The organism is Hydrogenovibrio sp. JE_KL2, assembly GCF_009296185.1.
Classification (GTDB): domain Bacteria; phylum Pseudomonadota; class Gammaproteobacteria; order Thiomicrospirales; family Thiomicrospiraceae; genus Hydrogenovibrio.
Genome location: NZ_WBJR01000002.1, coordinates 20366 through 44699, shown reverse-complemented (window position 1 = coordinate 44699; position 24334 = coordinate 20366). Strand labels below are relative to the sequence as shown.

Here is a 24334-nt window from a genome sequence, read left to right as displayed (position 1 = left end):
CAAGCACAACAGTGATTGACTGCTTAATTCAAGGTTCAAGCTTTCAGGCCTAAAGATTGTTTTTAGACTTGAAAGCTTGGGCTTTGAAACTTTCCAAACTGACTTCCACTAGACCGCTTCGGTCTCTATCAGGCCCCTTGAAAACTTCTTGTGCCGCCCAGGCATGTCCATGCACGACTTCGTAGGTAGCCGGAATTTTGCCTTCGGTTCTGAACTGTTCGTAGGCTTCCAGCATACGCGTGAAGTGCTGTTTACCCATTAACCCAACCTGGCGGTTTTTATGGGCGCTGGTGGCACCAATGGCTTTCAAATCCTTCAGCACGCCAATGGGTTTATCGTAAGTGAGCGTGAAGTGTTCAACATCCATGACCGGTTGCCCGAAGCCATTACGAATTAGGGCATCGCCAATATCGTGCATGTCAATGAAAGTGTTGACGTGTTGCTGTTCGTCCACCTGCGCCCAGGCTTGGCGTAACTCTTTCAAGGTGTCAGGCCCAAACGTGGTCATCATCAATAACCCTTCCGACTTCAGTAGACGGCGAAACTCCTTAAAGACCGCATCCAAGTCATCGCACCATTGCAACATGAGGCTGGTGACAATCATGTCGGCACAGCCATCTTCCAGTGGAATGTTGTTGGCATCCGCATGGATGAATTCAATGGCGTTGGTTTGCGAGCCAAACACACGTTGAGTTTTTTGCCAGAGCGAAGGCGGGAACTGCTGCGCTAAGTTTTGCTGTGCTTTTGTCAGCATCTGGGTAGACAGGTCAACAGCGATCAGTTTGCTATGCGGGTAACGCTGGCGCATTTTAGCGGTCAGAATGCCTGTACCAGCACCAATATCTAAAATGGTTTTAGGCTCAATCTGCACCAGTTCAAGTCGCTCATCCAGGTGTGATGCGACTTGCTTTTGCAAAATGGCAGCGTCGTCATAGGTCGCAGCGGCGTGGTCGAAGTGATGTTGGATGTGTTCTCGGCTGAAATGTTGCATAGTGTGCGTTATACGTGGCTTGTGTGTTGTTTGTCATATTGTTTGATAAAAGCGATAATCGCCTGCGCAGTTTCTTTCGGGTGGGAGAAAAACGGCATATGGCTTGCGCCTGCGACAATTTCAATTTGTCCTTCTCTTTGCAGGCGGCTTAAGTCTTGAATCAAGTCTTTTGGAATCAGTGGATCGTGTTCGCCGAGCAACCAAAGTGTCGGTTGCTTTAAATCGACCAGTCGTCCACGGTTATCAATGTTTTTCAACAGGGTTAGACCTTGCAACAGCCCTTGCAGTTTTGGCTGTGTACGCCCTTGCATTTGATGCTTGAGGCGTTTCATGAGATCACGGGCATTATCGGAGCCTTGGAGTTGTAGGTTCCAAAACTGCTTCAGCACGCCAGCCGCTTCCAGACTCATGGCTTTGATGAAATCTCCCATCAGAGAAGGACTGACGGCCCATTTCCAATTATCATTCTGCGTAAATCTTGGCGTACTTGCCATGCAAATCAAGGACTCGATTTTGTCAGGGTAAGCCAGTGCCAGTTGCTGAGCAAGCAGTCCACCCAACGACCAACCCAGTAGATGGCTTTTTTCTGGTAGCTGCTCCGCCAATGCTTCGAGCCACACGGCATTGATTTCATCATCTTTCAGATCAGGAAGCACCGGGCTTAATCCGAAACCGGGTAATTCAATCAGGTAAAGATTGAAGTACGGTGCCAGCATTTCTGTTGCCCAGTCCTGCCAAACAGCATTTTCCGCCGCCCAGCCATGAATCAACGTCAGGTTCGGCGCAGCAGGTTCTTCATTGTCGTTTGAAGACTGGTGATGAATGAATGTTCGGTTGAGCGTTAGTTTCATGAACGATGTCTGATTAAGATTCGGTGAATTTAAAACAAGTGAGCCATTTTACCTTTTTTGACAAAGGATTGCTTGCGCCTTGCGGATGGTTGTAGCGCTAATAAATCGGTTATTCAGGTGTGTTTGCTTGAATGATAGCCAGCGCATCGAGCAACTGCTGAATTTGAGCATGGGTGTGCGAAGCGCACAAGGTGATGCGCAGGCGAGCGGTGTCCTTTGGAACAGTTGGCGGACGAATGGCGGATACCCAGCAACCGGACTGTTTGAGTGCATCAGACCATGCAATGGCAACTTCGCTATCGCCGAGTAATACCGGTTGAATAGCGCTTTCCGACGGCATGAGGTTTAAGCCAATCGCCTCGGCTCCTTTGCGGAAAAAGGCGATATTGTCCATGAGTTTCTGGCGACGAACATCGGCATCTTTCACCAATTTTAAGGCAGCACGGGTGACTTTGGCATTCACCGGTGACATGGCGGTGGTGTAAATATAAGGACGGGCAAATTGAATCAGTGCTTCAATCGCCACCTCGCTACCGGCGACAAATGCGCCAGAGGTACCGAAAGCCTTGCCGAGTGTCCCCATCAAAAGGGTGTTTTCATCCGCCTGTAACCCGAAGTGTTCAAAGCAACCTTTACCTTGTGAACCCAGCACGCCGATGCCGTGGGCATCGTCCACAAGAAGCCAGGCGCCATATTTCTGGGCCAATTTCTGTATGGCGGGTAGGTTTGCCAAGTCACCATCCATGCTGAAGACTCCGTCGGTCACAATCAGGCATTGGATATTGTCTTTGTGCGCTTGCTTCAAGCGTTTTTCCAATGCGTCTATATCGTTGTGGGCATAGCGTTTGAGTTCTGCGGCAGAAAGCTGTGCACCGTCCAATAAAGAGGCATGGTTCAGCTTATCGGAAACAATCCAGTCCCCTTTTTGCATCAGCGCTGGCTGTACCGCAAGGTTGGCCATGTAGCCGGTGGAAAACAAGAGTGCGCGGTCAAAACCGAGCCAATCCGCTAACTCATCTTCTAGCAAGTGGTGTTCGAGATGATGGCCTGTCACCAAGTGTGCTGCACCCGAGCCAACGCTTAAGTCTCCAGTTTCCTGTAGCACGTTTTTCAAGGCAGGATGATTGGCAAGTCCAAGGTAGTCGTTTGACGAGAAATTGATGGTCTGCACGCCATTGATTTGCATGGCGGTATCTTGAGCGGTGGTCGCCAAGGGACGGCGGCGGTAAAGATGCTCTTTCGCACGTTGCTCAAGGAGAGGTTGGAAGCGGGATTTTATCGACATGGCAAAACGCCTTCTCGGCTTAGCGAGAAGGAAAGTTCCAGAGGGCGATTAAGCCGTTAGCTCAGTGATTTGTTCCGCCATTTTCTTTGCGGTCATTTCAGCTTTTGCGTTCTGCTGCATGTGGATGCCCAACTTGGCGAACAATTGCATATCGTGGTTGGCTTCCGGGTTTTCTGTGGTGAGCAGTTTGTCACCGTAGAAAATGGAGTTGGCACCAGCTAAGAAGCATAGTGATTGTGCTTCGTCTGTCATTGACATACGACCCGCAGATAGGCGGACATAGGTTTTTGGCATGACGATACGAGCCGTTGCGATAACGCGGATGAACTCGAAAGAATCCGTTTGGTCTTTCATGTGCGCTAAAGGTGTCCCTTCCACCGCGACCAATAAGTTGATTGGTACCGAATCCGGGTGATGTTCCATGGTTGCAAAAGTACGCAATAGCTCTGCACGGTCTTTATGCTCTTCACCCATACCGATAATGCCGCCGGAGCAGACATTAATACCGGCTTTTTGCACTTTGTCGATGGTGTTCAAGCGGTCTTGGTAGTTACGGGTGGTGATGATTTTTGGATAGAAGGCTTCAGAAGTATCCAGATTGTGGTTGTAGTAATCCAAGCCGGCATCTTTCAATTGCTGTACTTGGTCATCGTCGAGCATACCAAGTGTGACACAGGTTTCCAGTCCAAGTGCTTTGACAACACGCACCATCTCCAATACACGCGGGAAATCCTGCTTGGTCGGGTTACGCCAAGCGGCGCCCATGCATAGACGCGTTGCCCCACATTCTTTGGCGGCAAGTGCTTGTTCGATGACTTCTTGCACTTCCATCATGCGCTCTTTTTCGACATCCGTTCCATGGTGGGCGCTTTGTGGACAGTAAGCACAATCTTCCGCGCAGCCACCAGATTTGATGTTGATCAATGTGCTGGTCTGAATTTCATTCGGGTCAAAGTGCATACGATGAACGCTTTGCGCCTGGAAAATCAGGTCATTAAAAGGCTGGTTCATAATGTCTCGAATTTCTTCGAGTGTCCAATCGTTACGGATAGCACCGATGTCTTGAGGACTCATGGGTTTTTCCTTCGCATTTAGTCTCAACGGAGAGAGGCACTCATTGCGCTTCGCCATTGATTTGATAGGTTTATTTCGTGATATTCTATCTAGGGCACCTCTAATAACCCCAAATAAATTCTGGCAACGCCAAGTTTGTCAGATCAAGGCGTGAAGCTGCAGCAATGTCTAGACCTTGCAAAGGTTCACAACACAGAGCGGGCAAGCTTGGCTAAGCCCCTACGGGCGGGGCTTAAAGGCTAATTTTTCGTTGTTACGACTCTTGGCCATAGAATGCTAAGACCTGCGAGTCGCGCCTAGAATAATTGCCTTTAAGTCCCGCAGAATTTTATTTGGCGTTACTAGAGGTGCCCTCTATTATAACGGAAACGAAGGCTAGACTGATTCAGTTTTGGTGGTTAGAGGCAATGATGCAAAGCAATAAAAATCATTCTTGGATTCAGCGACTTGAAAACTGGTTGTTGCCGCCTGTCGGTCAGGGAAGCCATGCACTGCTATCGTCAATACCAGCGGATTTGGATGATGTCCTGTTAGCTGAACTGGATTTTTGGCAGCAAGGCTGCCCTCGCTGTGCCGCGCCAGGTACGAGTAGTCATGTCTGTGGCGATTGTTTGGCACATCCTCATTTTGTCGATCATACCCAAGCCTTGCTGGTGTTCAATGATGCTGCCAAACAAATGATTCATGGATTGAAATATCAGGGAGAGTTGTTTTGGGTTCGGGTGCTTGCCGAATTGATGGTGCAGAGAATCACCGCTGAGCAAGTCGATGCATTGATAGCTGTCCCTTTGCACCCGAATCGGCTGGTGGAGCGAGGTTTCAACCAGGCGTATGAGCTGGCTAAACGACTGTCGAAACATTATGGTGTGCCTTTGATTGATAGCGGTGTGGTTCGGCAGGTGGATACGCCTCATCAAACGTTATTGGATAAACAACAAAGGCAACGCAACTTGAAAGCGGCGTTTTCAGTGGATAACGCGGTTTTGGCTTCTATGCAAAAAGTGGTGTTGATTGACGATGTAATGACAACGGGCGCCACGCTTGAACAACTGGCAAAGATGTTAAAGCAAGCTTACCCCCAGCTACAAGTAGAAGCTTGGGTTGTGGCAAAAGCGGTTTAGGTGTTGCAGCGTTTAAAATCTGCCAGGTTGGGGCTAACTATCTTCTTAAACAGTCACGCTATAGCTGTTTCAAGGCTACCCCGACCTGGTAGATTTTTGGTGTTGTGATGCTTAGTGGCGCTATTGTTAATGTCGTTTCAGCGCACGCAACCATTTCCATAAGTTGAACAGGCTGGATAGGGATGCGGAAACATAAGTCATGGCGCAAGCGGTGAGAATTCTCTTGCTGGTTTTCAGGTCTTTATTATTTAGATAATTGCCTTCTTTCAATAAAGGCAGGGCTCGGTTATAGCTGGCATCAAACTCCACCGGCAAGGTGCTGAGGTGAATGATAACCGGCACACCCATGCCGATAAAGCCTGCGGCAAACGTTACCAAACCAATCATTGGCGTATGCATCAAGGGAATCAAAATCGGCGTCGCCATTAAAGCGATACCACTCATCTGTTGCATCCATCTTGCACGTTCGATTAACACGGTACGCTGCTTTAGCGGTTCATAATTCGCTTGGTCTTGTAAGGCATGACCTATTTCATGGGCAACCGTAGTGATGGCGGTCAGTGAGTTGGCGTGGTAGTTTTCCGATGAAAGTCTGACAACCTTATTGATAGGGTCGTAATGGTCGCCTTCCTGAGTTTCTTCAACACGAATAGCAAGTTGGTATTTGTTGATTAGGTGTTCGGCGAACTGATGACCGCTGCCCGGAATGTCAGGGTGCGGTTTGCTGTATTTATTGAGGATATGTTTGGTCCACAAGCTCGGTACGCTGGTGATGATAAACAAAAGAACAAACGCAATAATCAGGAATGCCATGGAATCAGTCAGTATGGTTTCGACAATTTAAATAAGACGCATAGTCTAGCGGTGAAGTGCTGAGTTGTGAAGCAGCTTGTGAATCCGATTGCCAAAATCTACCAGGTTGGGTGCAGTCAAAGATCGCAGTTGGGCTAGGGAGTGCATCATCGGGAATCGCCCAGCCACCAACTTGTCCAGGAAGCAGTGGCGCTGAGGTGTAAAGCCAGCCTTGTGCGGTGAAAAATCGTGCATGCGCCTGCTTTGAAAGTTGCTGCAGTATGTTTGTGAAGACACTGTTCTTTGTTGCGCTCTGCCAGTCTCTTAACCCTTGAAAAACAAATGCATAATCTTGAAGCGTTGCGCTGCCCATGGGGCGATTGTCTTTTGAATAAGCACGTGGCGCATTGTTTTTCTGCCCAGTGGTTTGATTAAAAGCATCCAACAGTCGTTTGGCAAGTTGGTTGCCTTGCTGATGATAGTCTAGGTTGTTGGGTTCAGATTTTACCGCCTCAGCATAGGCTGATAGCATGAGCCCGTTCCAGCCCAAAATACTTTTACTGTCTTTTGGAATGTTGTTAATCGGGCGCACCAGTTTGGTTTGAATCGCTTGCCAGTTTTGATGGGTTGGTTTTGGTAGCCAAGCCGGTGTTTCACTATGCTTGTTAAAGGGTGCTGGATGGTTGGGCTGATCCAAATGCCAGTCCTGAGAGGCTTGTTGATACTCGTCGTCGTTCAGTGCGGCTTTCAACTCTGTTTTTGTCCAGAGGTAGTCGCCGCCTTCAAACCCCTGTTGATCTATGGCGGATTCACTGCTGAGAAAAAGCTGTGTTTTCGGGTTGTAAAGGTGCTTTTCCACATAGGTTATCGTTGCCTTTGCTGTATGCAAAAAATCCTTTCGTTGAAAGCGCTTGGCGGCAATGAAATAGGCTTTAGCCAATAAGGCTTGTGTGTAGAGCATTTTTTCAAAGTGTGGTGTTTGCCACTCGGGATCAATCGTGTAACGAAAGAACCCACCGTTGATGTGATCTTGAAGGTTCTGTTGCTGCATTTGCGTCAGGGTCAGAACCAACCAGTCCTGTTGATCTTCTGATAAATTCGGGTAAGTCAGTAGTGATAGCAGCAGGGGCGCTTTTGGGAACTTGTTTTCAGTTTTCAGCCCGCCGCTGAGTGTATCTTCCTGATTGCTCAAAGTGAGGAAAAAGTTGTGCTGGAATTGCTGCCGCGTAACGCGCTTTTTATCGGTGATAGGGCTATGTGCGTCTTCGGCAATCGCCTTCTTTGCAGTGTTGATGATTTTGTCTGGATCACTTTGCCAAAGCAACTGTATGCGTTTGAGGGTTTTTATGAACTGTTGGTGAGGTTGGTAAGTCAGTGCAAAAAAAGGATAACCCTGAGGTGTAAGAAAAACGTGCTCAGGCCAGCCAGCGTGCCCAGAGGCTTTGCGGGCAAATTCAATCAGGTAACGATCAAGGTCGGGCATGAGTTCTCGGTCGATTTTGACGGAAATAAAATGTTGATTGAGGTAGTCAGCGACCTGCTGATTCCGATAGTTTTCACTTTGCATGACATGACACCAATGGCACGAAAAGTAACCACTTGAGATCATGATGATTTTGTTGGATTGCTGCGCCTATTGGAGAATGCTGGCTTGCCAAGTCTGCCAATGAACAGGGTCGGACGCGTGCATTGAGAGGTAAGGCGATGGATTGTTATCAAGTTGGTTGCTATTGAAGTGGTTTGGAAGTTCGTTGGCTTGAGACGGCAGGGCGAAAATAGCTGTAAGGAGTGCGAAGCCAGTGAGCAAAGGCTTTATGGCGTGTAGCGAACTGCCGAGCGCCATCAGTTGTGTAATCAACTGATGGCAGGCATATTCTTTAAGATTTAGGCTTCTCTTCTGAAGCGTCATCTTTCGCTTCGTTTTGAGGTTCATCCTGACCGTCGCTATTTTGAGGTGACTCGTCATTTTGACGTTTTTTGTAGTCTTCTTCAAGCGCTTGGAATTCTGCATCGATTTCATCAAAGGCATTATCCCAATCTTCGTCCTCTTCTAATGAATCAACTTGATCGGCATAGCGGTCGTCAAATTCAATATCGTCCGGTACAGGGTTTGGCGTAAAGGTTGAAGTTGCTGCCGCGGAAGCCGTTGTTGCCGAAGTTTTCGCTTCTCCAGAAGTTTGTTTCTCTTCGGTTTCGGATTCAGCTTCGTTAGCTTCACGCAGAGCTTTTGCCTTGTCACGTCGCTTTTTGACATAAGCACCGACTATCACGCCCGTTTCATAAAGTAACCACATCGGAACCGCCAGCATGGTTTGAGAAACCACATCCGGTGGGGTTAACAGCATACCGATAACGAAGGCTGCCACAATGATATAAGGGCGTGCATGAGTTAGTTTCTCGGCAGACACCATACCCGTTAAAATCAGGATGACAACGACCACCGGTACTTCAAATGCTACCCCAAAGGCAAAGAACATTTTGATAACGAAGTCGAGGTAGAGCGAGATGTCGGTTGCGATGGTCACGCCATGGGGTGCAGTGGTCGACAAGAAGCCGAATACCAAAGGGAATACCACATAGAAAGCAAAGGCGCCACCGGCATAAAACAGGAACGAGCTGAAAAACAGAATTGGTGCGACCAGTTGTTTTTCGTGCGAATACAGTGCAGGAGCGATGAAGCGCCAAGCCTGATAGAGAAGAACCGGCATAGCAACGTACACACCCAAGACCAAACTCAATTTAAAAGGTGTTAAGAAAGGGGATGCAACACCGGTTGCTATCATGCTTGCACCGGCAGGCAAAAAGCGTGTCAGCGGCTCGGAAATGTAGGTATAAAGTTCATTTGCGAAAGGAAAGAGTGCCAAGAAAGCGACCAAAATGGCAAGAATCCCTTTAGTCATTGAGTTTCTCAGCTCAAGCAGATGTTGAACGAGCGTCATTTCCTGATCATGAGGCGGTAAGGCAGATGAACTCATGGACTAAGCTTTCTCTTGTTGTGGAGCGGGTTCTTTTTCAGCTGGTGTGTCAGTTTTGACAGCTTTTTCTTCGCTAGCAGCCTTATCAGTAGCAGCAGGCTTTGTGGCTGTTTTGTCAGGTTCCGCACTCGGTAAGACCGGCTGTTGTGGCGCTTTATTGAATTGAGATTCAGTCGAAGTGACAGGTTCTGACCCACCAAAAGTTGGTCGGGAGATTTCTTCTACTTCCCAGTCTTGTTGAAGTTGGCTGAAATCATCGTGTAGGCTGTCGGAAACCGATTCAATGGCTTTTTTCTCTTCATCTAAATTGATGGAGTCATGAAGCTCGCGCACTGCGGAACTGATTTCGCTATCTTCTTTGACGCTGTTAATAAAGCGTTTGGTTTTACCGATAAATTGCCCAATTTTTCGGGCAACTTCAGGCATGCGTTCAGGCCCGATGACGATAAGCGCCACCACGAGAACGAGTAGGATTTCGGTAAAGCCAATATCAAACATAGGAAATGCGAAATATTAAAGAAGGTCGAAGGCTTAACGCTTAAGCGTCAGGCTTTTCTTTTTTCTCTTCAGCTTTTACGTCAAAGACATTTTCGCCTTCTTTCTTCTCAAGCTTTTGCTCGGTAGTCGTTTCAGCGTCTTTGTTTTCTTCTTCTTTGACGGCGCTTTTGAAGCCTTTGATCGCACTACCTAGGTCTGTTCCTACGTTGCGAAGACGCTTAGCACCGAATAAAACCAAAACGATTGCTAAGATAATTAATAATTGCCAAATACTAATGCCCATTCTATTTCTCCAGTCATTGAACGCATTTACAAATAGGGGTTCAAAAAAGTGATTGCTAATATTAGCAGAGTCAATAACTTAACGTACAAAAAACTCGCTTTGAAATAGGCGTTTTTCGTTAAAAAAAGTTTATGACTTGTTTAAAGCATTTAATGCTTAAATTTATTTTCCTAATAAGTGGATATGGATGTGGAATACTTCCTGTCCGCCACTTTCTCCTGTATGGATTCGTGTTTGAAATCCATCAAGTCCTTGAGACTCAGCCAGTTGTGGCAAAAGCAGCATCATGTGTCCCATCAGGTCTTTGTCTTCTGGTGAAAGGTCAAAGAGTGTGGCGATTTGCTTTTTTGGAATAATAAGAAGGTGGATGCGTGCTTTTGGGTTGATGTCACGGATGACGATACATTTTTCGTCTTCGTAAATAATATCAGCAGGCAACTCACGATCGATGATTTTGCTAAAAATGCTTTTTTCAAGAGTCATGATGCTTTCCTTGTGAGAGTCATATTACTTTGTTTTCTAGTAGGCACTTTTGATGCCGTAAACAAAGAAAAGGGGTTAAATTCTATTCGCTACGATTGGCTTTTTCAACATGGCCAGAAAGTCCAAAACGCCGTTCAAGTTCTTGAAGGATGTCTTGGCTGGTTAAGCCTTGTTGGTGGAGTAAAACCAAGGAGTGGAACCAAAGGTCGGTCACCTCATAAACAAGGTGTGACTTGTCTGAGGAGTTGTCGCAGTCTTTTGCGGCCATGACCGTTTCAGTTGCTTCTTCCCCGATTTTCTTAAGGATTTTGTCGAGACCTTTATGGTAAAGGCTGGCGACGTAAGAGTCCTCGGCGGATTCTTGTTTTCTGTTTTCTAGGACTTCGTCAAGTTGTTGCAGAAGTTCGCTCATAGTCGTACCTCAATGCCTGCTTTTTGCATGGCTTGTTTGGCTTCTTGTACAGTGTGTTGCCCAAAGTGGAAAATACTGGCGGCCAAGACAGCTTCGGCATGGCCGGATACAACCCCTTCGGTTAGGTGACTAAGTTCACCAACACCACCCGATGCAATGACCGGGATGTTGACCGAGTCAGCAATGGTGCGTGTCAATTCCAGATCAAATCCAATTTTTGTACCATCTCTGTCCATGCTGGTGACCAGAAGTTCGCCAGCGCCGAGTTCTTCCATTTTTCGAGCCCATTCAATGGCATCAATACCAGTTTCTCTTCGTCCGCCATGGGTAAAAATTTCCCATTTGTCTGAATCGCCAGCTACACTAACTTTTTTAGCATCAATAGCGACAACAATGCATTGTGAGCCAAAAGTATCGCAGGCTTCTTGAACAAAGGCAGGGTTGAAGATGGCTGCAGAATTGATGGCGACTTTATCTGCGCCAGCGTTTAGCATGCGACGGATATCTTCGACGGTACGAATGCCGCCACCTACCGTTAATGGGATGAATACTTGGCTGGCGACTTCTTCGACAACGTGAACCATGGTTGCACGATCATCGGCAGTCGCTGTAATGTCGAGGAAAGTAATTTCATCGGCACCTTGTTCGTCGTAACGCTTGGCGATTTCAACCGGGTCGCCGGCATCGCGGATGTCGACAAATTGCACGCCTTTGACGACGCGTCCATTATCGACATCTAAGCAAGGGATGATACGTTTCGCTAAGCTCATGGTTTGCCCTAATTAATGAGACGCAGACAACTGGTCGGAAAGAGTTTGGCCTTCTTTGAAGTTTAGAGTTCCTTCGTAGATGGCTCGTCCGGTAATGGCGCCAATGACACCATCGCTTTCAATGGTTGCTAGCGCTTTGATGTCGTCTAGGTTGGTGATGCCGCCGGAAGCGATAATCGGAATGTTCAATGCTTGTGCCAACTGTTGAGTTGCCTCAATGTTGACGCCTTGCATCATACCGTCTCTGCCAATGTCGGTGTAGATAATGGCATCGACGCCATCGTTTTCAAACTGTTTGCCCAGTGTTGCGACATGGTGGTCAGTAACTTCTGCCCAACCGTTGATTGCAACCATTCCGTCTTTAGCGTCAAGTCCAACCATGATGTGACCAGGGAATGCTTTGCATGCTTCGGCAACAAATTCAGGGTTGTGGACGGCTTTAGTGCCAATGATGCAATAGCTGACGCCAGCGTTTAAGTAAGCTTCAATCGTTTGTAAGTCGCGGATACCACCGCCGATTTGGATTGGTAACTCTGGGAAATGTTCTCTGACCTGGTAGACCGCGTCGCCATTCACGGGTTTGCCTTCAAAGGCGCCGTTCAAGTCGACCATGTGTAGGCGTCGTGCGCCTTCATCAACCCAACGTTGCGCCATGGCAACGATGTCCCCGGAAAATACGGTTGCATCTTCCATAATGCCTTGGCGTAGTCTGACGCATTGGCCGTCTTTTAAATCAATAGCAGGAATTAGTAGCATATTCAGTAGGTTAAATCTTTAGTTGTTAATTTTAGGGTTGCCAATTCAAGAAGTTTTTGAAGAGTTGTAGGCCAGATTCGGCGCTCTTTTCTGGGTGTGCTTGAATCGCGAATAAGTTGTCTTTGGCGATGGCTGACGTAAACTTGGTGCCGTGAGTGGTTTCACCAGCAATAATCTCTGGTGTTTCTGGCATGACATAGTAGCTGTGTACAAAGTAAAAGCGACTGTCTTGTGGAATCTTATGCCAAAGCGGGTGTTCTTGAGTTTGGTGGATTTGGTTCCAGCCCATGTGAGGCATTTTTAGTTCTGGGTGTGCCGTTAGATTAAATTGAACAACATCCCCTTTTAAAATATTCAAGCAGTCAATACCGTTGTTTTCTTGGCTGTGTGTCATTAACACTTGAAGCCCCATGCAAATGCCGAGAAAAGGTTTTTCATTAGCCGCTTTTTGCAGGCTATGAATCATGCCGGTTTCATTTAAAGCCTGCATGCAGGCCTTGGCTGCGCCTTGACCCGGGAAGATAATGGCATCGGCAGAGTCTATGTCTTGAGGGTGGCTTGATATGATGATCTTTGTTTGATCATCTGCCATGTGCTCGGCAGCCTTAGCAACCGAGCGCAGATTTCCCATTCCGTAATCAACGACAACAACGTGTTTTGCCATTAAAGGGCACCTTTTGTTGACGGCAGAACGCCTGCCATGCGTTCATCACTCGTCAGCGCCATTCTCAATGCGCGGCCAAAAGCTTTGAAAATGGTTTCTGCCTGGTGGTGTGCATTGTGACCTCTTAAACAGTCAATGTGCAGCGTCACTTGTGCGTGATTCACAAAGCCTTGGAAGAACTCATAGACTAACTCTGTGTCGAAGCTGCCAATAGAGCCTTTGGTGAAGTCTGCATTGAAAACTAGTCCAGGTCTTCCGGAAAGGTCGATAACCACTCTGGAAAGTGCTTCATCCAATGGGACATAGGCATGTCCATAACGTTGAATGCCTTTCTTGTCACCAACAGCTTCTTTCAGGGCCATACCAAGCGTGATGCCAATATCTTCCACTGTGTGGTGGTCATCAATATGTGTGTCACCATTTGCTTCGATGTCTAGGTCAACCAGTCCGTGGCGAGCAATTTGATCCAACATGTGCTCAAAAAAAGGTACGCCTGTATCAAGGCTGGCTTTTCCTGTGCCGTCTAAGTTGATAGAAACCTTTATTTGTGTCTCAAGCGTCGCTCTTTCGATGAATGCATGTCGCATGTGTAAAAGTCCTGGGTAATCAAGTTGCGAATATTATAGTGGTTTTCAAAAAAAGTTGCTGAGTTTGAGTGAAATGTGATGCTAAGTCTGTTTGATGCTAGGGTAGTGGGATTTGCTAAATCGCGAAAAGAATTAAGAAACTCTAATGTGTGGTATAAAAAAAATTTGTCTTATAAAGGCTGAAATTATGGGGGTTCTTTGAGATAATTGCCGAGTTAATGAATGTGAAAGCTTCATGAAAAATGAATAAAGTGTTGAGGCTTCAGTGCTTTTTCTTGATTTATATTAATTTTTTGTCTGCTTTGGCACAAGCAGATTTTTGATTAATGTTTATAATGCCGCCTGAGGGACTTCAATAACCAATTTATTTTTTGATTGGGGTTGAATTAATTTTGACTAAAAGGGGGATCCAGCTAATGGATACTATCGCAAAGCCACAATATGACAATGGTGTGGTTAAGTACCTAACGGTTGGTGCAGTTGTGTTTTTAGTTGTCGGTACTATGTTTGGTACTTACGCTGCTGCAGAACTTGCCTGGCCGGTTTTAAACTTTGATATTCCTGAGATTACGTTTGCTAGATTGCGCGTAATGCACACCAATACGGTTATTTTCGCGTTTGGTGGTATGACGTTGATGGCGACTGCTTTCTATACCGTACAGCGTACAAATGGTATAAGACTGTGGAGCAATGGTCTGGCTTGGGTAACAGCAATTCTGTTCACTGTTGGTCTGTTGGCAGTAGTTGTTACGATTTCTTTGGGTATGACCACAGGTAAAGAGTACCATGAACAAGAGTGGCCTTTGGCTATCGCAATTGCTCTTGTTTGGACGCTTTATACTTTGAACTTCGTGATGACGATTGCTTCTAGAAATAAAGAAACGCATCCGAACGTTTATGTATCCAACTGGTTCTTCCTTGGAATGATGATCGCAATCACTTACTTGTATGTAGTAAATGGTTTGGCGATTCCTGTTTCTTTGTTCCGTTCATACTCTCTGTTCTCTGGTGTTCAAGATGCCATGATTCAGTGGTGGTGGGGGCATAACGCGGTAGGTTTCTTCCTAACTGCTGGTTTCCTTGCAATCATGTACTACTTCGTACCTAAGCAAGCACAACGTCCTATCTACTCATATCGTCTATCAGTTATCCACTTTTGGGCATTGATGTTCGGTTATGTATGGTTGGGTGCTCACCACTTGCAATACACAGCTCTTCCAGACTGGACAGGTTCTTTGGGTGCGGTAATCTCTCTAGCGATGATCATTCCTTCATGGGGTGGTGCGTTGAACGGTATGTTAACGCTTTCAGGTGCTTGGGATAGATTGCGTACTGACTATATTTTACGCTTCTTGATCATTTCATTGGCGTTCTACGCAATGTCAACGTTTGAAGGGCCTGTTATGGCTTCTAAAACAGTAAACGCCTTGTCTCACTATACTGACTGGACTATCGGTCACGTACACTCTGGTGCGTTAGGTTGGGTTGCGATGGTTTCTATCGGTGCGATTTATCACATGGTTATGAAACTGTGGAAAACTGAAATGTACTCAATGAAGTTGATTAACTTCCACTTCTGGTTGGCGACTATCGGAACTGTGTTCTACATCGTTGCTATGTGGGTATCAGGGATTATGCAAGGTTTGATGTGGCGTGCGTATGATGAATACGGTACGTTGGCATATACTTTTGCTGAGTCTGTAGCTGCTATGCATCCATATTATGTAATGCGTACAGTTGGTGGTTTCTTGTTCTTCTCTGGAGCGGTTGTTATGTTGTTCAATATCGTAATGACAATTAGAACTGCCGAAGCAAGACAGTCAGCGCCAGTTGCTGCCCAAGCTTAATGCTGAGGATTGCGGGAGAGCTGTATAAGTCTCCCGCAAGTTAGATAAATTATGAGTTGAGGAGCATAGACTCATGTCAGATAGTAAACCAAGAAATTTGCAAGAACGCCTAGAACGAAATATTTTCGGGTTGTTTTTAGCAACTGCTTTCATGGTATCCATCGCGGGTATCGTAGAAATTGTTCCATTGTTCTATCTAAAAAGTGCTGTTGATTACACTGAAAAAACAGATAAATATGGAAACCTAGAAAACAAAAAGTTCCCTGAACTTGTATGGCACAGAACCTTTACTGTAAATGCTGATGGTAAGTTGGTTTCAGACAAGGCTTTGTACAAACAGGATAAAAATGGGAAGTGGGTAATTGGTGATTGGAAACCAGGTGATGGTGTTCGTCCATATACTCCACTAGAACTTGCTGGTCGTGACATTTATTTGCGTGAGGGTTGCTATATTTGTCACTCCCAGATGATTCGTCCTTTCCGTGATGAGCGCGAGCGTTATGGACACTTCTCACTAGCAACAGAATCAATTTACGACCACCCAATGCAATGGGGTTCAAAACGTACTGGTCCTGATTTGGCTCGTGTTGGTGGTAAGTATTCTAACGAATGGCACGTAATGCATTTGATGCGTCCACAGGATATGGTTCCGGAATCAGTTATGCCGGCTTATCCATGGTTAGCTGAAAACCCAATTTCAAAAAGCTTCTTCGGCACTAAGCGTGACATGAAAGAGCGTTTGAAAGTCATGCGTGAGTTGGGTGTACCTTATACCGATGCAGAAATCGCAAACGCTGATAAAGCAATCCAAGGTTATACGGAAATGGATGCTTTGGTAGCGTATCTGCAAGTGTTGGGTACGATGGTTAAACTAGACGATAGTAAATCTTACCGTGAGTAATATCTCGGCATATTTCAGCACAGACTGGGGTTCGATGACGACCTCAGACTGGGTTGGGTTAACGATTACGGTTGTTGTGTTTTTCGGTATGCTGATTACTTTTGCGCGTACCCTTCGCCCAAGTAAAAGAAAAGAGCTTGAGCAAGAAAAATACAAAATTCTAGACGAAGATTAAAATTATTCTGAGGAGAATAAATTATGGCACATCATAATCCATGGCCAGACGAAGGAAATACTGGGCATATTTGGGATGAGGATCTCCGCGAATTGGATAATCCGCCTCCTCTTTGGTGGATGCTTTCCTTCTATGCTGGTTTTGTTATGATCATCTTTTATGCGCTTTACTATCCAACGATTCCGTTGGAGCATTCGCATACTAAAGGTTTAGCGGGTTGGACTCAGGTTGGTGAATACCATGAAGACTATAAAGTCCTAAAAGACTGGCGTAAGAAAAAGTTCGCTGATCAAGAAGAAAAATTGGCGGCATTATCAGTTGATCAAATCTTGAAAGATAAAGATTTGACAACTTACGCTGTTAAAACATCAAAAATGCTATTTGGTGATTACTGTGCAGCGTGCCATGGTGCAGGTGGTCAAGGTAACCCTGATTTCCCTGTTCTAGCTGATGATGATTGGTTGTGGGGTGGTAAACCAGCTCAAATCCAAGCCACTATTACTAATGGTCGTATTGGTAACATGCCGGCTAGAGGTATGATGGGCAACTTGACTGATGAAGACATTAACCATGTTGCTGATTATGTAATCGCTTTATCTAATGGTAAAGGCAACGATCCAAGTGTAGCGGCTGGTAAGGCTGTTTATACTAAAGGGATGTGTTTTGCATGTCACGGACCTGCTGGTAAGCCATTGGCACCTGCGGGGGCTGCAAACCTAACAGATCACATCTGGCGTTTTGCGGGTGATAAAGATGACGTTATCAGAACCATTAAATATGGTGTGAATGTTAAGAAAAATGGTGAGTTGATTGCTCACACAAGAAATGCGGTTATGCCAGCATTTAAAGAAAGGTTACCGAATCCAGAGGTTAATATTAAACGCTTAGCAGTTTATGTTTATTCTTTAGGTGGTGGACAATAGAATTAAAGGAGAACTTAGGTTCTCCTTTTTTTTGTGTAAAGAAAATTGATCTAAATCAATGGAGGTTGGGTATGAATGACTTAAATAGCGATATGGTTCTATGGGTCTCAATTGCAGCGGTAGTTGCAACGATTATTGTTTTGGTTGGTTTTGCGTGGAAAGCGACTAGAGGAATTGAAGGACTAGAAAAAAAGGAAGATGACTCTTCCAACAATTAATTTTTAAAGGCCTATCTTTTTAGGCCTTTTTTATAATTCATTTATTTAATTGTATAAAAAACATTGCTTAGGAAATAAGCACCGTTTCTTATACAATTTTTTCGTTTTTAACTTACTAGGAATAAGTAATGTCAGATGTACAAAAAGAAATGAAGTCAAATGACTCGAACCACATGGCATCTTTGCTTGACGAAATGAACACCTCCAATAAGAACCTTCAGAATATTGGGGTTGAGTTGTTAACTGTTCATACAGAAGGGACAGTTCATGCAAAAAGGATTTCGGGTAAGTTTCGTAATGTGAAATGGATTGTCATGGCGTTATGGTCCATTTTCTTTTTGTCGCCGTATTTACGTTGGGATGGTAATCAAGCAATCTTGTTTGATTTAGCTGATCGACAATTCCATATTTTTTGGGTAACTATTTTGCCGCAGGATATTTGGATGTTGGCAATGATTTTATTGTTCTTTGCCTTGTTACTGGCGGCTACGACAGCAGTTGCGGGTCGTTTATGGTGTGGTTATGCCTGTTTCCATACTGTCTGGATGGATGCTTTTACTTGGATAGAAGAAAAGTTTGAGGGGCAGCCTAACAAACGAATTGCACTAGACAATGAGCCTGTAAGTTTTAAGAAAATCAGAACTAAATTTCCAAAATGGGTTGCTTGGGCTGCGATAGGGTTTTTGACAGGCTTTTCATTTGTTGCCTATTTTGATCCTGCATTTGATCTTTGGTATCGCTTGTTCAAGTTTGAATGGACGTTTACCGAGACCTCTATTATTTTGGGGCTAGGTGCTGCAACGGTCTTCTTTGCGGGCTTTTTGCGAGAGCAGGTTTGTATAGGCTTTTGTCCATATGCACGTATTCAGGGAGCAATGATTGATACAGAAACCGTTGTGCCGACTTACGATGTTGATCGAGGTGAACCTCGTGGCCGGATGAGACGCGCGAAGCCAGGTGAAGAGGCGCCACAACTAGGTGATTGTATTGACTGTAACCTTTGTGTTGCGGTGTGTCCTACGGGGGTTGATATTCGTAAAGGTCAACAGTTTGGTTGTATTACCTGCGGCTTGTGTATAGATGCTTGTGATTCTGTGATGGAAAAAATCAAAAAACCAATAGGTTTGATTCGCTATGCTTCTTTGGCAGAATTTGCAGGTAAACCTTTTGTACCGTTATTTAAACGACCAAGGGTACTTGTTTACACAGGCATTATGACTTTTGCGGCAGCAATGCTAGTTTGGGGGCTGCTAACGATGTCTCCGATTGATATAAAAGTTTTACATGAGCGTGCACCACTCTTTGTACAAATGAGTGATGGAACGATTCAGAACAAATATTATGCAAAAGTGGTGAATAAAACTGATAAGCCTATGAATGCAAAAATTACGGTTACAGGTCCTAAATCACTAATGTATATCGTGGACAAAGAGCTGCATGTTATCCCAGGTGAAGTTGGAACAGCGGAGATTTTAGTGAGAATTCCCACACAGGATTTGAAGGAAATTAATACGCCGATCGAAATTCATGTACAAGACATGGATAAGCCAGCGATTAAAGCCGACTACGACAGTATGTTCATTGGCCCAAGACCACGTTAGCAGTTCAAGACTTTTGTCAGACTAATCAATTATAAAAAAGAAACAATACTATATAATGATAGCCCTAGAATTCTAGGGCTTTTTATTTTGAGGGGAAAACTTTTGGCTGAATCAAAACAAGCACTTTCAAAAGACGGTAAACAGAAGGACTGGAGCGTTGCTTGGAAAAATCCTTTTGTAGTAGGCTGGTTTGTTATATTGGTTATTGTTGTTTCTGTGAACTTCTTCATGGTCAGTATGGCAATTGTGACTTTCCCTGGGCTGACGATTTCAGATTATTATGAAAAAGGTCAGGATATGGGACAAATCATTGCCAGAAGAAAGAAGATGGAAGCTCTTGGATGGGATATGGATATTAATATCCCTATTCTGACGCAAGGTAAAAGCCAACAAGTTGTCGTTACTGTGCACGACAAATCCGGGAAGGCAATGGATGTTGACACCGCCATTCTTTATTACTACCGCCCCTCTGATAAGAATTATGATGGTCAGCTTAAGCTGGAACATTCAGGTAAAACCGGCGTTTATCAGGGAATGATCAATTTACCGCTTAAAGGTAAATATGATTTTGTAATGGAAGTGACTAAAGGAAAGGATGTTTTCAATCTTGGTCGTTCTATTATGGTTCAGGATAAAGGTCAATAAGTGTCTATCGGGTCTTGTTTTCACTGCGGTCAGCAAATCGAAAAAGGGGAGCTTGTTTTACAACCTATTAGGGGGGTAGAGCGATCTTTTTGTTGCCATGGCTGCGCAGGTGTTTGTGATGCAATCTATGAAGCTGGAATGGAGAGCTTTTACAAACGTACGATTGAAGGTGATTTACTGTCGCCACCGCCACCACCGAGTAAAGATGCATCCTTCTTCGACTATGACGAAGTACAAGCTCAGTATGTGTCGGAACTTTCTTCTAAAAGAGAAATTACACTTATCTCCGAAGCCATTCACTGCGCGGCATGTATCTGGCTGATAGAGCATACTCTTGCGAAAATTGATGGTGTATTGTTAGCAAAAGTTAACTTCACCAACAAACAAATCAAAGTGCGTTGGGATAACGACCGCATCAAACTCTCTGAAATCATAAAGAAGCTTAATAAAATTGGTTACGATGCGACGCCTTATGATCCATCGGCGAGTCAAAAAGCTTTCCGAAAAGCCAATAGGGACTTGTTATTCCGCCTAGGTTTTGCCGGGTTTGCCATGATGAATGTCATGTGGTTTTCCGTTGCGCTTTATTCTGGTGCGGATACTGAAAGTGAATTCAGGAATTACTTTCACTGGATAGAATTCGTTATTGCGACGGCAGTCATTCTCTATTCGGCAAAACCTTTCTTTCAAGGGGCAATGACATCGATTAAATCCAGAAGCGTCGGGATGGATGTTTCTATTTCTTTAGGTGTAATTACCACCTATCTGTATTCGTTTTGGGTAACAGTGGATTCGAGTCACCCGGGTGAAGTGTATTTCGATACCATGGTCGACTTTATCTTCTTGTTGTTGATAGGGCGCTACATAGAAGCGATATCCAAGAACAAAGCTGTAGATGCTACCAGAAGGTTGGTTGAATTACAGCCCAAGGTAGCACGTTTGAAGACCGAAGATGGTTTTGAAGTGGTTTCTGTTTCGAGGTTGCGCAAGAAGGATTTGGTAATCGTTAAGCCAGGAGACCAGATTCCTGTTGATGGAACGGTTGTTTCCGGTACAGGAAATGTTGATGAAGCCATGTTGAGTGGTGAATCAACTGAAGTGCTTAAAAAAGAAGGTTCAAAAGTTTCGGCGGGTACCAATAACATAGATGGCTCCTTAACCATTGAAGTTGATGCAGTCATGCATGAAACGATGCTAGGAAAAATTGTTGAGCTCGTTGAAGAAGCTCAAGGTGCCAAAGCAAGTATTCAATGTACTGCAGAGCGCATCATGCCATGGTTTGTGACGGTTATTATCACCTTGGCAACGATGAGTTTTGTTTACTGGATCGTGAAGGCGGATATCCAGACAGCAATGATCGCAGCGACTTCTGTATTAATTATTACCTGTCCTTGTGCATTTGGATTGGCAACTCCGATGGCAACAGCGGTAGCCTCTGGCGTGTCTGCAAACCACGGTATTTTGATTAAAAACGGAGCGCTGCTAGAAACCTTAAATGATGTTGAGCATTTTGTTTTTGATAAAACAGGTACCTTGACCAAAGGTCAGATGCGTCTAGTCGATAGCCATTTTATGGCAAGTGTTGAAGATCAAGCTGAAACGTTAAAAGACATTTTCCGTGTTGAATACCATTCCGAACACAGTTTGGCTAAAGCGGTATGTTTAAGTCTCGAAGAGATGTACCCTGAGCTAACGCATCAGAATATGGATCTAGACTTTTTCCAAGCACATCCTGGCAGGGGAGTAGAAGCACGTTACCATGGTAAGCACTACCTGATGGGGACAGCAACGTGGCTTGAAGATTATGGTATGTCATTGCCAGAACAGTTTATTGCTTTACAGGATGAGCGTGCGGAAAAAGGACAAACATCGGTTTGGGTTTCAAGAGATAACGAAATCATTGGTATTTTGTTCTTGGAAGATGAGCTACGTTCAGATGCACTTGAGCTAATCAACCGTCTAAAAGCAAAAGGCAAAGCTGTTACATTGCTTAGTGGTGACAGAGAAGCTGTTGCGAGAACCGTGGCCGAAAAGCTTGGTGGCATGGAAGTTATTGCCGAAGTACTGCCAAAAGATAAGCATGAGAAAATCAAGCAAATCCAAGCTACCGGTGTACTTGTAGCAATGGTGGGCGATGGTATTAACGATGCGCCAGCGCTGGTTCGCTCCGATGTTGGCTTTGCATTGGGTTCTGGGACAGATATTTCTATGGACAGTGCTGATATCGTGCTGCTTAACAATGAATTGTTGTCGATTGATACCGCGGTTGAATTATCCGCCAGAACGTTGAGAACGATTAAACAGAATATTGCCAGTAGTATCATTTACAATATTACTTTGGTTCCACTGGCGATGGCGGCAACTTTAACACCATTGATTGCAGCAGTAACGATGCCGTTAAGTAGTTTGTTTGTTGTTGGTAATGCCGCCCGAATTAGAACGTTCTTTAGTAAGCGTGCAATTGCCAAACGTCGCCAAAAAATACATCAGTAGGAGAGTGTTGCAGTGGATGTTATTTTTGGCTTAATCCCCATGATGTTGATTGCCGGCTTCATTTCCGTTGTCGTGTTTATTTTGATGGCAAAATCTGGTCAGCTGGATGACTTGGATGGTGCTGCAAATAGTATTTTTCTTGATGATGAATACGAAGAGGATGAAGTTCAAGACACTAAAGAGGCGACTCGAGAGCAGCAAAGTAGCCCAGATGAAAACAAGGAAAAAGAACAGCCATAGGTCTTCTCTCTACGGCTGCTAGTTTGTTTTGTTAGAACAGTCCTGTGATGACACCATTGTCATCAATGTCTATTTTTTCGGCAGTGGGTGTTTTGGGAAGTCCCGGCATGGTCATCATATTGCCTGCAATAGCGACAATGAACCCTGCACCATGCTCAAGTTTAACACTGCTGATTTCAACACTGTGTCCTGTTGGCGCGCCTTTTAAAGATGGATTCGTCGAGAAAGACATTTGTGTTTTTGCCATGCAAATCGGAAGATTTCCATACTTTTCTTGAAGCTCGGCAATCTCTCCCTTTACTTTATCATTGGCAACAATTTCGGATGCGCCGTAAAGCTTGGTGGCTATAGTCTCGATTTTGTTCCAAATAGGCATGTCATCAGGATAAAGTAGGTTTAGGTTATCATGAGTGATATTTGAACCCTCAACCATTCTGACCACCTCATTTGCCAACGCTTCAGCACCTGCGCCACCTTCGGCCCAGTGTTTCGACACGATGCATTTAACACCCAGATCGGAACACTTCTTAATGATGATATCGGTTTCAGCATCTGTGTCGAAGGTGAAATGATTGATGCAGACTACACAGGGCAGTTGGTAATTTTTAGTCACATTGGTGATGTGGCGTTCAAGGTTCTCAAAGCCTTTTTCAACGGCCTCTAGATTTTCCTGATTCAGGTGGATTCGATCAACGCCACCATGGTATTTCAATGCGCGGACGGTTGCGACCAATACCACAGCGGACGGTGCGAGTTTGGCGGAACGGCACTTGATGTTCAAAAACTTTTCGGCGCCTAGGTCAGCACCGAAGCCTGCTTCTGTAATGGTGTAATCAGCTAGCTTTAATGCGGTTTTTGTGGCTGTCACCGAGTTGCAACCATGAGCGATGTTGGCGAAGGGGCCGCCATGAACCAGTGCAATGTTATTTTCCAGCGTTTGGACAATATTCGGTTTGATGGCATCTTTTAGTAAAGCAGCCATAGCCCCGTGAGCTTTTAAGTCGCTTGCGTAAACGGGCGTAACTTTATCTGTTTTATAGCCGATAACAATTCTTCCAAGGCGTTCCTTCAAGTCTGCTCTATTGGTTGCGAGACACAGGATAGCCATAACTTCAGATGCCACAACAATATCAAAACCGTCTTCACGCAAATAACCATTTGCGGGGCCGCCCTGACCAACTGTGATTTCCCTTAACGCACGATCATTCATATCTACCACGCGCTTCCATTTGATACGTCTTGGGTCAATGTCCAACGCATTGCCATGATTGATATGGTTATCTATCATCGCAGACAAAAGGTTGTGAGCAACGGCAATGGCATGGAAATCACCAGTAAAGTGCAGGTTAATATCTTCCATAGGAACGACTTGCGAGTAACCACCGCCGGCGGCACCGCCTTTCATACCAAAGCAAGGTCCAAGAGAAGGTTCTCTAAGACAAATAATCGTCTTTTTACCGATTCTATTGAGTGCGTCGCCCAAGCCGACAGTTGTCGTTGTTTTGCCTTCCCCGGCAGGTGTTGGGCTAATTGCCGTGACCAAAACCAGCTTGCCTTCTTGCGTTTGATGCGAAAGGCTGTCTACATACTCTAATGAGAGTTTTGCTTTGTAATGTCCATAAGGATCTAAATGCTCTGCTGGAATCCCGAATTTCTCAGCAGCCAATCCGATAATGGGTTTCATCTTTGCACGTTGTGCAATCTCGATATCAGACATAGTCAGTTTCCTAAAAGTAGTAAGAGACTTCT

Annotated in this window: 26 protein-coding genes and 1 pseudogene; 10 read left to right on the top strand and 17 right to left on the bottom strand. The window is 45.1% G+C overall.

The features are described from left to right. Positions 1-49 precede the first annotated feature (49 nt). The 4 genes from bioC to bioB all read right to left on the bottom strand — a co-directional run bounded on the left by bioC (position 50) and on the right by bioB (position 4201). Positions 50-991 (bottom strand): malonyl-ACP O-methyltransferase BioC, encoded by a 942-nt coding sequence (gene bioC, locus F8R13_RS04540; protein ID WP_152832158.1) that lies wholly within the window; start codon positions 989-991, stop codon positions 50-52. A gap of 8 nt (positions 992-999) precedes the next feature. Continuing rightward, complete coding sequence (gene bioH, locus F8R13_RS04535; protein ID WP_152832157.1) at positions 1000-1842, bottom strand: pimeloyl-ACP methyl ester esterase BioH; 843 nt, start codon at positions 1840-1842, stop codon at positions 1000-1002. Between the two features lie 109 nt (positions 1843-1951). Further along, positions 1952-3127 carry an 8-amino-7-oxononanoate synthase gene (bioF, locus tag F8R13_RS04530; protein ID WP_152832156.1) on the bottom strand — a complete coding sequence of 392 codons (1176 nt, stop codon included), beginning with the start codon at positions 3125-3127 and terminating at the stop codon, positions 1952-1954. Positions 3128-3175: 48 nt separating this feature from the next. Continuing rightward, the gene (gene bioB, locus F8R13_RS04525; RefSeq protein ID WP_152832155.1) at positions 3176-4201 is read right to left on the bottom strand and encodes a biotin synthase BioB; all 1026 of its coding nucleotides are present in this window, start codon (positions 4199-4201) and stop codon (positions 3176-3178) included. 407 nt (positions 4202-4608) lie between these two features. Between bioB and F8R13_RS04520 the strand changes: the two genes are divergently transcribed. Beyond that, on the top strand, positions 4609-5322 hold the full coding sequence (locus tag F8R13_RS04520) for a ComF family protein (protein WP_152832154.1): 714 nt from the start codon (positions 4609-4611) through the stop codon (positions 5320-5322). 126 nt (positions 5323-5448) lie between these two features. Here F8R13_RS04520 and F8R13_RS04515 read toward each other — a convergent pair whose 3' ends face one another. The 12 genes and pseudogenes from F8R13_RS04515 to hisB all read right to left on the bottom strand — a co-directional run bounded on the left by F8R13_RS04515 (position 5449) and on the right by hisB (position 13542). After that, entirely contained in the window at positions 5449-6135 is a 687-nt protein-coding gene (locus tag F8R13_RS04515; protein ID WP_152832153.1) for a zinc metallopeptidase, read from the bottom strand. Between the two features lie 4 nt (positions 6136-6139). Beyond that, a pseudogene (locus F8R13_RS04510) lies at positions 6140-7735 on the bottom strand (thioredoxin domain-containing protein); the annotation flags it as partial. 12 nt (positions 7736-7747) lie between these two features. After that, positions 7748-8023, bottom strand: a complete 276-nt coding sequence (locus F8R13_RS11805) for a DUF255 domain-containing protein (RefSeq protein WP_172967695.1) — start codon at positions 8021-8023, stop codon at positions 7748-7750. Beyond that, positions 7992-9089 carry a twin-arginine translocase subunit TatC gene (tatC, locus tag F8R13_RS04500; protein WP_152832150.1) on the bottom strand — a complete coding sequence of 366 codons (1098 nt, stop codon included), beginning with the start codon at positions 9087-9089 and terminating at the stop codon, positions 7992-7994. The genes F8R13_RS11805 and tatC overlap by 32 nt, the downstream gene beginning before the upstream one ends. Before the next feature lie 3 nt (positions 9090-9092). After that, complete coding sequence (gene tatB, locus F8R13_RS04495; RefSeq protein ID WP_152832149.1) at positions 9093-9587, bottom strand: Sec-independent protein translocase protein TatB; 495 nt, start codon at positions 9585-9587, stop codon at positions 9093-9095. Positions 9588-9627: 40 nt separating this feature from the next. Beyond that, complete coding sequence (locus tag F8R13_RS04490; protein WP_152832148.1) at positions 9628-9870, bottom strand: Sec-independent protein translocase subunit TatA; 243 nt, start codon at positions 9868-9870, stop codon at positions 9628-9630. A 162-nt stretch (positions 9871-10032) separates the two neighbouring features. Then, positions 10033-10353, bottom strand: a complete 321-nt coding sequence (locus tag F8R13_RS04485; RefSeq protein WP_029912177.1) for a histidine triad nucleotide-binding protein — start codon at positions 10351-10353, stop codon at positions 10033-10035. Between the two features lie 82 nt (positions 10354-10435). Further along, a complete protein-coding gene (locus F8R13_RS04480) occupies positions 10436-10765 on the bottom strand; it encodes a phosphoribosyl-ATP diphosphatase (RefSeq protein ID WP_152832147.1) in 330 nt (109 codons plus the stop codon). Further along, entirely contained in the window at positions 10762-11535 is a 774-nt protein-coding gene (gene hisF, locus F8R13_RS04475; RefSeq protein WP_152832146.1) for an imidazole glycerol phosphate synthase subunit HisF, read from the bottom strand. The genes F8R13_RS04480 and hisF overlap by 4 nt, the downstream gene beginning before the upstream one ends. Positions 11536-11547: 12 nt before the next feature. Then, the gene (hisA, locus tag F8R13_RS04470) at positions 11548-12291 is read right to left on the bottom strand and encodes a 1-(5-phosphoribosyl)-5-[(5-phosphoribosylamino)methylideneamino]imidazole-4-carboxamide isomerase (protein WP_152832145.1); all 744 of its coding nucleotides are present in this window, start codon (positions 12289-12291) and stop codon (positions 11548-11550) included. Positions 12292-12322: 31 nt separating this feature from the next. Further along, the gene (gene hisH / locus F8R13_RS04465) at positions 12323-12955 is read right to left on the bottom strand and encodes an imidazole glycerol phosphate synthase subunit HisH (RefSeq protein ID WP_152832144.1); all 633 of its coding nucleotides are present in this window, start codon (positions 12953-12955) and stop codon (positions 12323-12325) included. Then, positions 12955-13542: an imidazoleglycerol-phosphate dehydratase HisB gene (hisB, locus tag F8R13_RS04460; RefSeq protein WP_152832143.1), complete on the bottom strand. Its 588-nt coding sequence runs from the start codon at positions 13540-13542 to the stop codon at positions 12955-12957. Before hisB ends, hisH begins: the two co-directional genes overlap by 1 nt. Positions 13543-13958: 416 nt before the next feature. Between hisB and ccoN the strand changes: the two genes are divergently transcribed. From ccoN to ccoS, 9 genes are all read left to right on the top strand, one after another. Beyond that, positions 13959-15389, top strand: coding sequence for a cytochrome-c oxidase, cbb3-type subunit I (gene ccoN, locus F8R13_RS04455; protein ID WP_152832142.1), 1431 nt, complete (start codon positions 13959-13961; stop codon positions 15387-15389). A gap of 73 nt (positions 15390-15462) precedes the next feature. Then, positions 15463-16290, top strand: coding sequence for a cytochrome-c oxidase, cbb3-type subunit II (gene ccoO / locus F8R13_RS04450; RefSeq protein ID WP_152832141.1), 828 nt, complete (start codon positions 15463-15465; stop codon positions 16288-16290). After that, on the top strand, positions 16283-16465 hold the full coding sequence (locus tag F8R13_RS04445; protein WP_152832140.1) for a hypothetical protein: 183 nt from the start codon (positions 16283-16285) through the stop codon (positions 16463-16465). Before ccoO ends, F8R13_RS04445 begins: the two co-directional genes overlap by 8 nt. 23 nt (positions 16466-16488) lie before the next feature. Then, positions 16489-17388: a cytochrome-c oxidase, cbb3-type subunit III gene (ccoP, locus tag F8R13_RS04440; RefSeq protein WP_152832139.1), complete on the top strand. Its 900-nt coding sequence runs from the start codon at positions 16489-16491 to the stop codon at positions 17386-17388. 71 nt (positions 17389-17459) lie between these two features. After that, positions 17460-17606 carry a hypothetical protein gene (locus tag F8R13_RS11455; RefSeq protein ID WP_172967694.1) on the top strand — a complete coding sequence of 49 codons (147 nt, stop codon included), beginning with the start codon at positions 17460-17462 and terminating at the stop codon, positions 17604-17606. A gap of 128 nt (positions 17607-17734) precedes the next feature. Further along, positions 17735-19207, top strand: a complete 1473-nt coding sequence (ccoG, locus tag F8R13_RS04435) for a cytochrome c oxidase accessory protein CcoG (RefSeq protein WP_152832138.1) — start codon at positions 17735-17737, stop codon at positions 19205-19207. Between the two features lie 102 nt (positions 19208-19309). Then, positions 19310-19852 (top strand): FixH family protein, encoded by a 543-nt coding sequence (locus F8R13_RS04430; protein WP_152832137.1) that lies wholly within the window; start codon positions 19310-19312, stop codon positions 19850-19852. After that, positions 19853-22345: a heavy metal translocating P-type ATPase gene (locus F8R13_RS04425; protein ID WP_371414900.1), complete on the top strand. Its 2493-nt coding sequence runs from the start codon at positions 19853-19855 to the stop codon at positions 22343-22345. 12 nt (positions 22346-22357) lie between these two features. Further along, entirely contained in the window at positions 22358-22585 is a 228-nt protein-coding gene (gene ccoS, locus F8R13_RS04420) for a cbb3-type cytochrome oxidase assembly protein CcoS (RefSeq protein WP_371414899.1), read from the top strand. 31 nt (positions 22586-22616) lie between these two features. Here the strand turns inward: ccoS and F8R13_RS04415 are convergent, their stop codons facing one another. Next, positions 22617-24302 carry a formate--tetrahydrofolate ligase gene (locus tag F8R13_RS04415; protein WP_152832136.1) on the bottom strand — a complete coding sequence of 562 codons (1686 nt, stop codon included), beginning with the start codon at positions 24300-24302 and terminating at the stop codon, positions 22617-22619. Positions 24303-24334 lie beyond the last annotated feature (32 nt).

Excerpts from the sequence above, each read along its gene's own strand:
- tatB (WP_152832149.1), bottom strand. The coding sequence starts at position 9,587 with ATGTTTGATATTGGCTTTACCGAAATCCTACTCGTTCTCGTGGTGGCG.
- bioB (WP_152832155.1), bottom strand. The coding sequence starts at position 4,201 with ATGAGTCCTCAAGACATCGGTGCTATCCGTAACGATTGGACACTCGAA.
- ccoN (WP_152832142.1), top strand. The coding sequence starts at position 13,959 with ATGGATACTATCGCAAAGCCACAATATGACAATGGTGTGGTTAAGTAC.
- F8R13_RS04480 (WP_152832147.1), bottom strand. The coding sequence starts at position 10,765 with ATGAGCGAACTTCTGCAACAACTTGACGAAGTCCTAGAAAACAGAAAA.
- ccoP (WP_152832139.1), top strand. The coding sequence starts at position 16,489 with ATGGCACATCATAATCCATGGCCAGACGAAGGAAATACTGGGCATATT.
- F8R13_RS04515 (WP_152832153.1), bottom strand. The coding sequence starts at position 6,135 with ATGGCATTCCTGATTATTGCGTTTGTTCTTTTGTTTATCATCACCAGC.
- hisA (WP_152832145.1), bottom strand. The coding sequence starts at position 12,291 with ATGCTACTAATTCCTGCTATTGATTTAAAAGACGGCCAATGCGTCAGA.
- ccoG (WP_152832138.1), top strand. The coding sequence starts at position 17,735 with ATGTCAGATGTACAAAAAGAAATGAAGTCAAATGACTCGAACCACATG.
- F8R13_RS11455 (WP_172967694.1), top strand. The coding sequence starts at position 17,460 with ATGAATGACTTAAATAGCGATATGGTTCTATGGGTCTCAATTGCAGCG.
- hisF (WP_152832146.1), bottom strand. The coding sequence starts at position 11,535 with ATGAGCTTAGCGAAACGTATCATCCCTTGCTTAGATGTCGATAATGGA.
- F8R13_RS04520 (WP_152832154.1), top strand. The coding sequence starts at position 4,609 with ATGATGCAAAGCAATAAAAATCATTCTTGGATTCAGCGACTTGAAAAC.
- F8R13_RS11805 (WP_172967695.1), bottom strand. The coding sequence starts at position 8,023 with ATGACGCTTCAGAAGAGAAGCCTAAATCTTAAAGAATATGCCTGCCAT.
- bioF (WP_152832156.1), bottom strand. The coding sequence starts at position 3,127 with ATGTCGATAAAATCCCGCTTCCAACCTCTCCTTGAGCAACGTGCGAAA.
- bioC (WP_152832158.1), bottom strand. The coding sequence starts at position 991 with ATGCAACATTTCAGCCGAGAACACATCCAACATCACTTCGACCACGCC.
- bioH (WP_152832157.1), bottom strand. The coding sequence starts at position 1,842 with ATGAAACTAACGCTCAACCGAACATTCATTCATCACCAGTCTTCAAAC.
- F8R13_RS04415 (WP_152832136.1), bottom strand. The coding sequence starts at position 24,302 with ATGTCTGATATCGAGATTGCACAACGTGCAAAGATGAAACCCATTATC.
- F8R13_RS04490 (WP_152832148.1), bottom strand. The coding sequence starts at position 9,870 with ATGGGCATTAGTATTTGGCAATTATTAATTATCTTAGCAATCGTTTTG.
- ccoO (WP_152832141.1), top strand. The coding sequence starts at position 15,463 with ATGTCAGATAGTAAACCAAGAAATTTGCAAGAACGCCTAGAACGAAAT.
- hisB (WP_152832143.1), bottom strand. The coding sequence starts at position 13,542 with ATGCGACATGCATTCATCGAAAGAGCGACGCTTGAGACACAAATAAAG.
- tatC (WP_152832150.1), bottom strand. The coding sequence starts at position 9,089 with ATGAGTTCATCTGCCTTACCGCCTCATGATCAGGAAATGACGCTCGTT.
- F8R13_RS04485 (WP_029912177.1), bottom strand. The coding sequence starts at position 10,353 with ATGACTCTTGAAAAAAGCATTTTTAGCAAAATCATCGATCGTGAGTTG.
- hisH (WP_152832144.1), bottom strand. The coding sequence starts at position 12,955 with ATGGCAAAACACGTTGTTGTCGTTGATTACGGAATGGGAAATCTGCGC.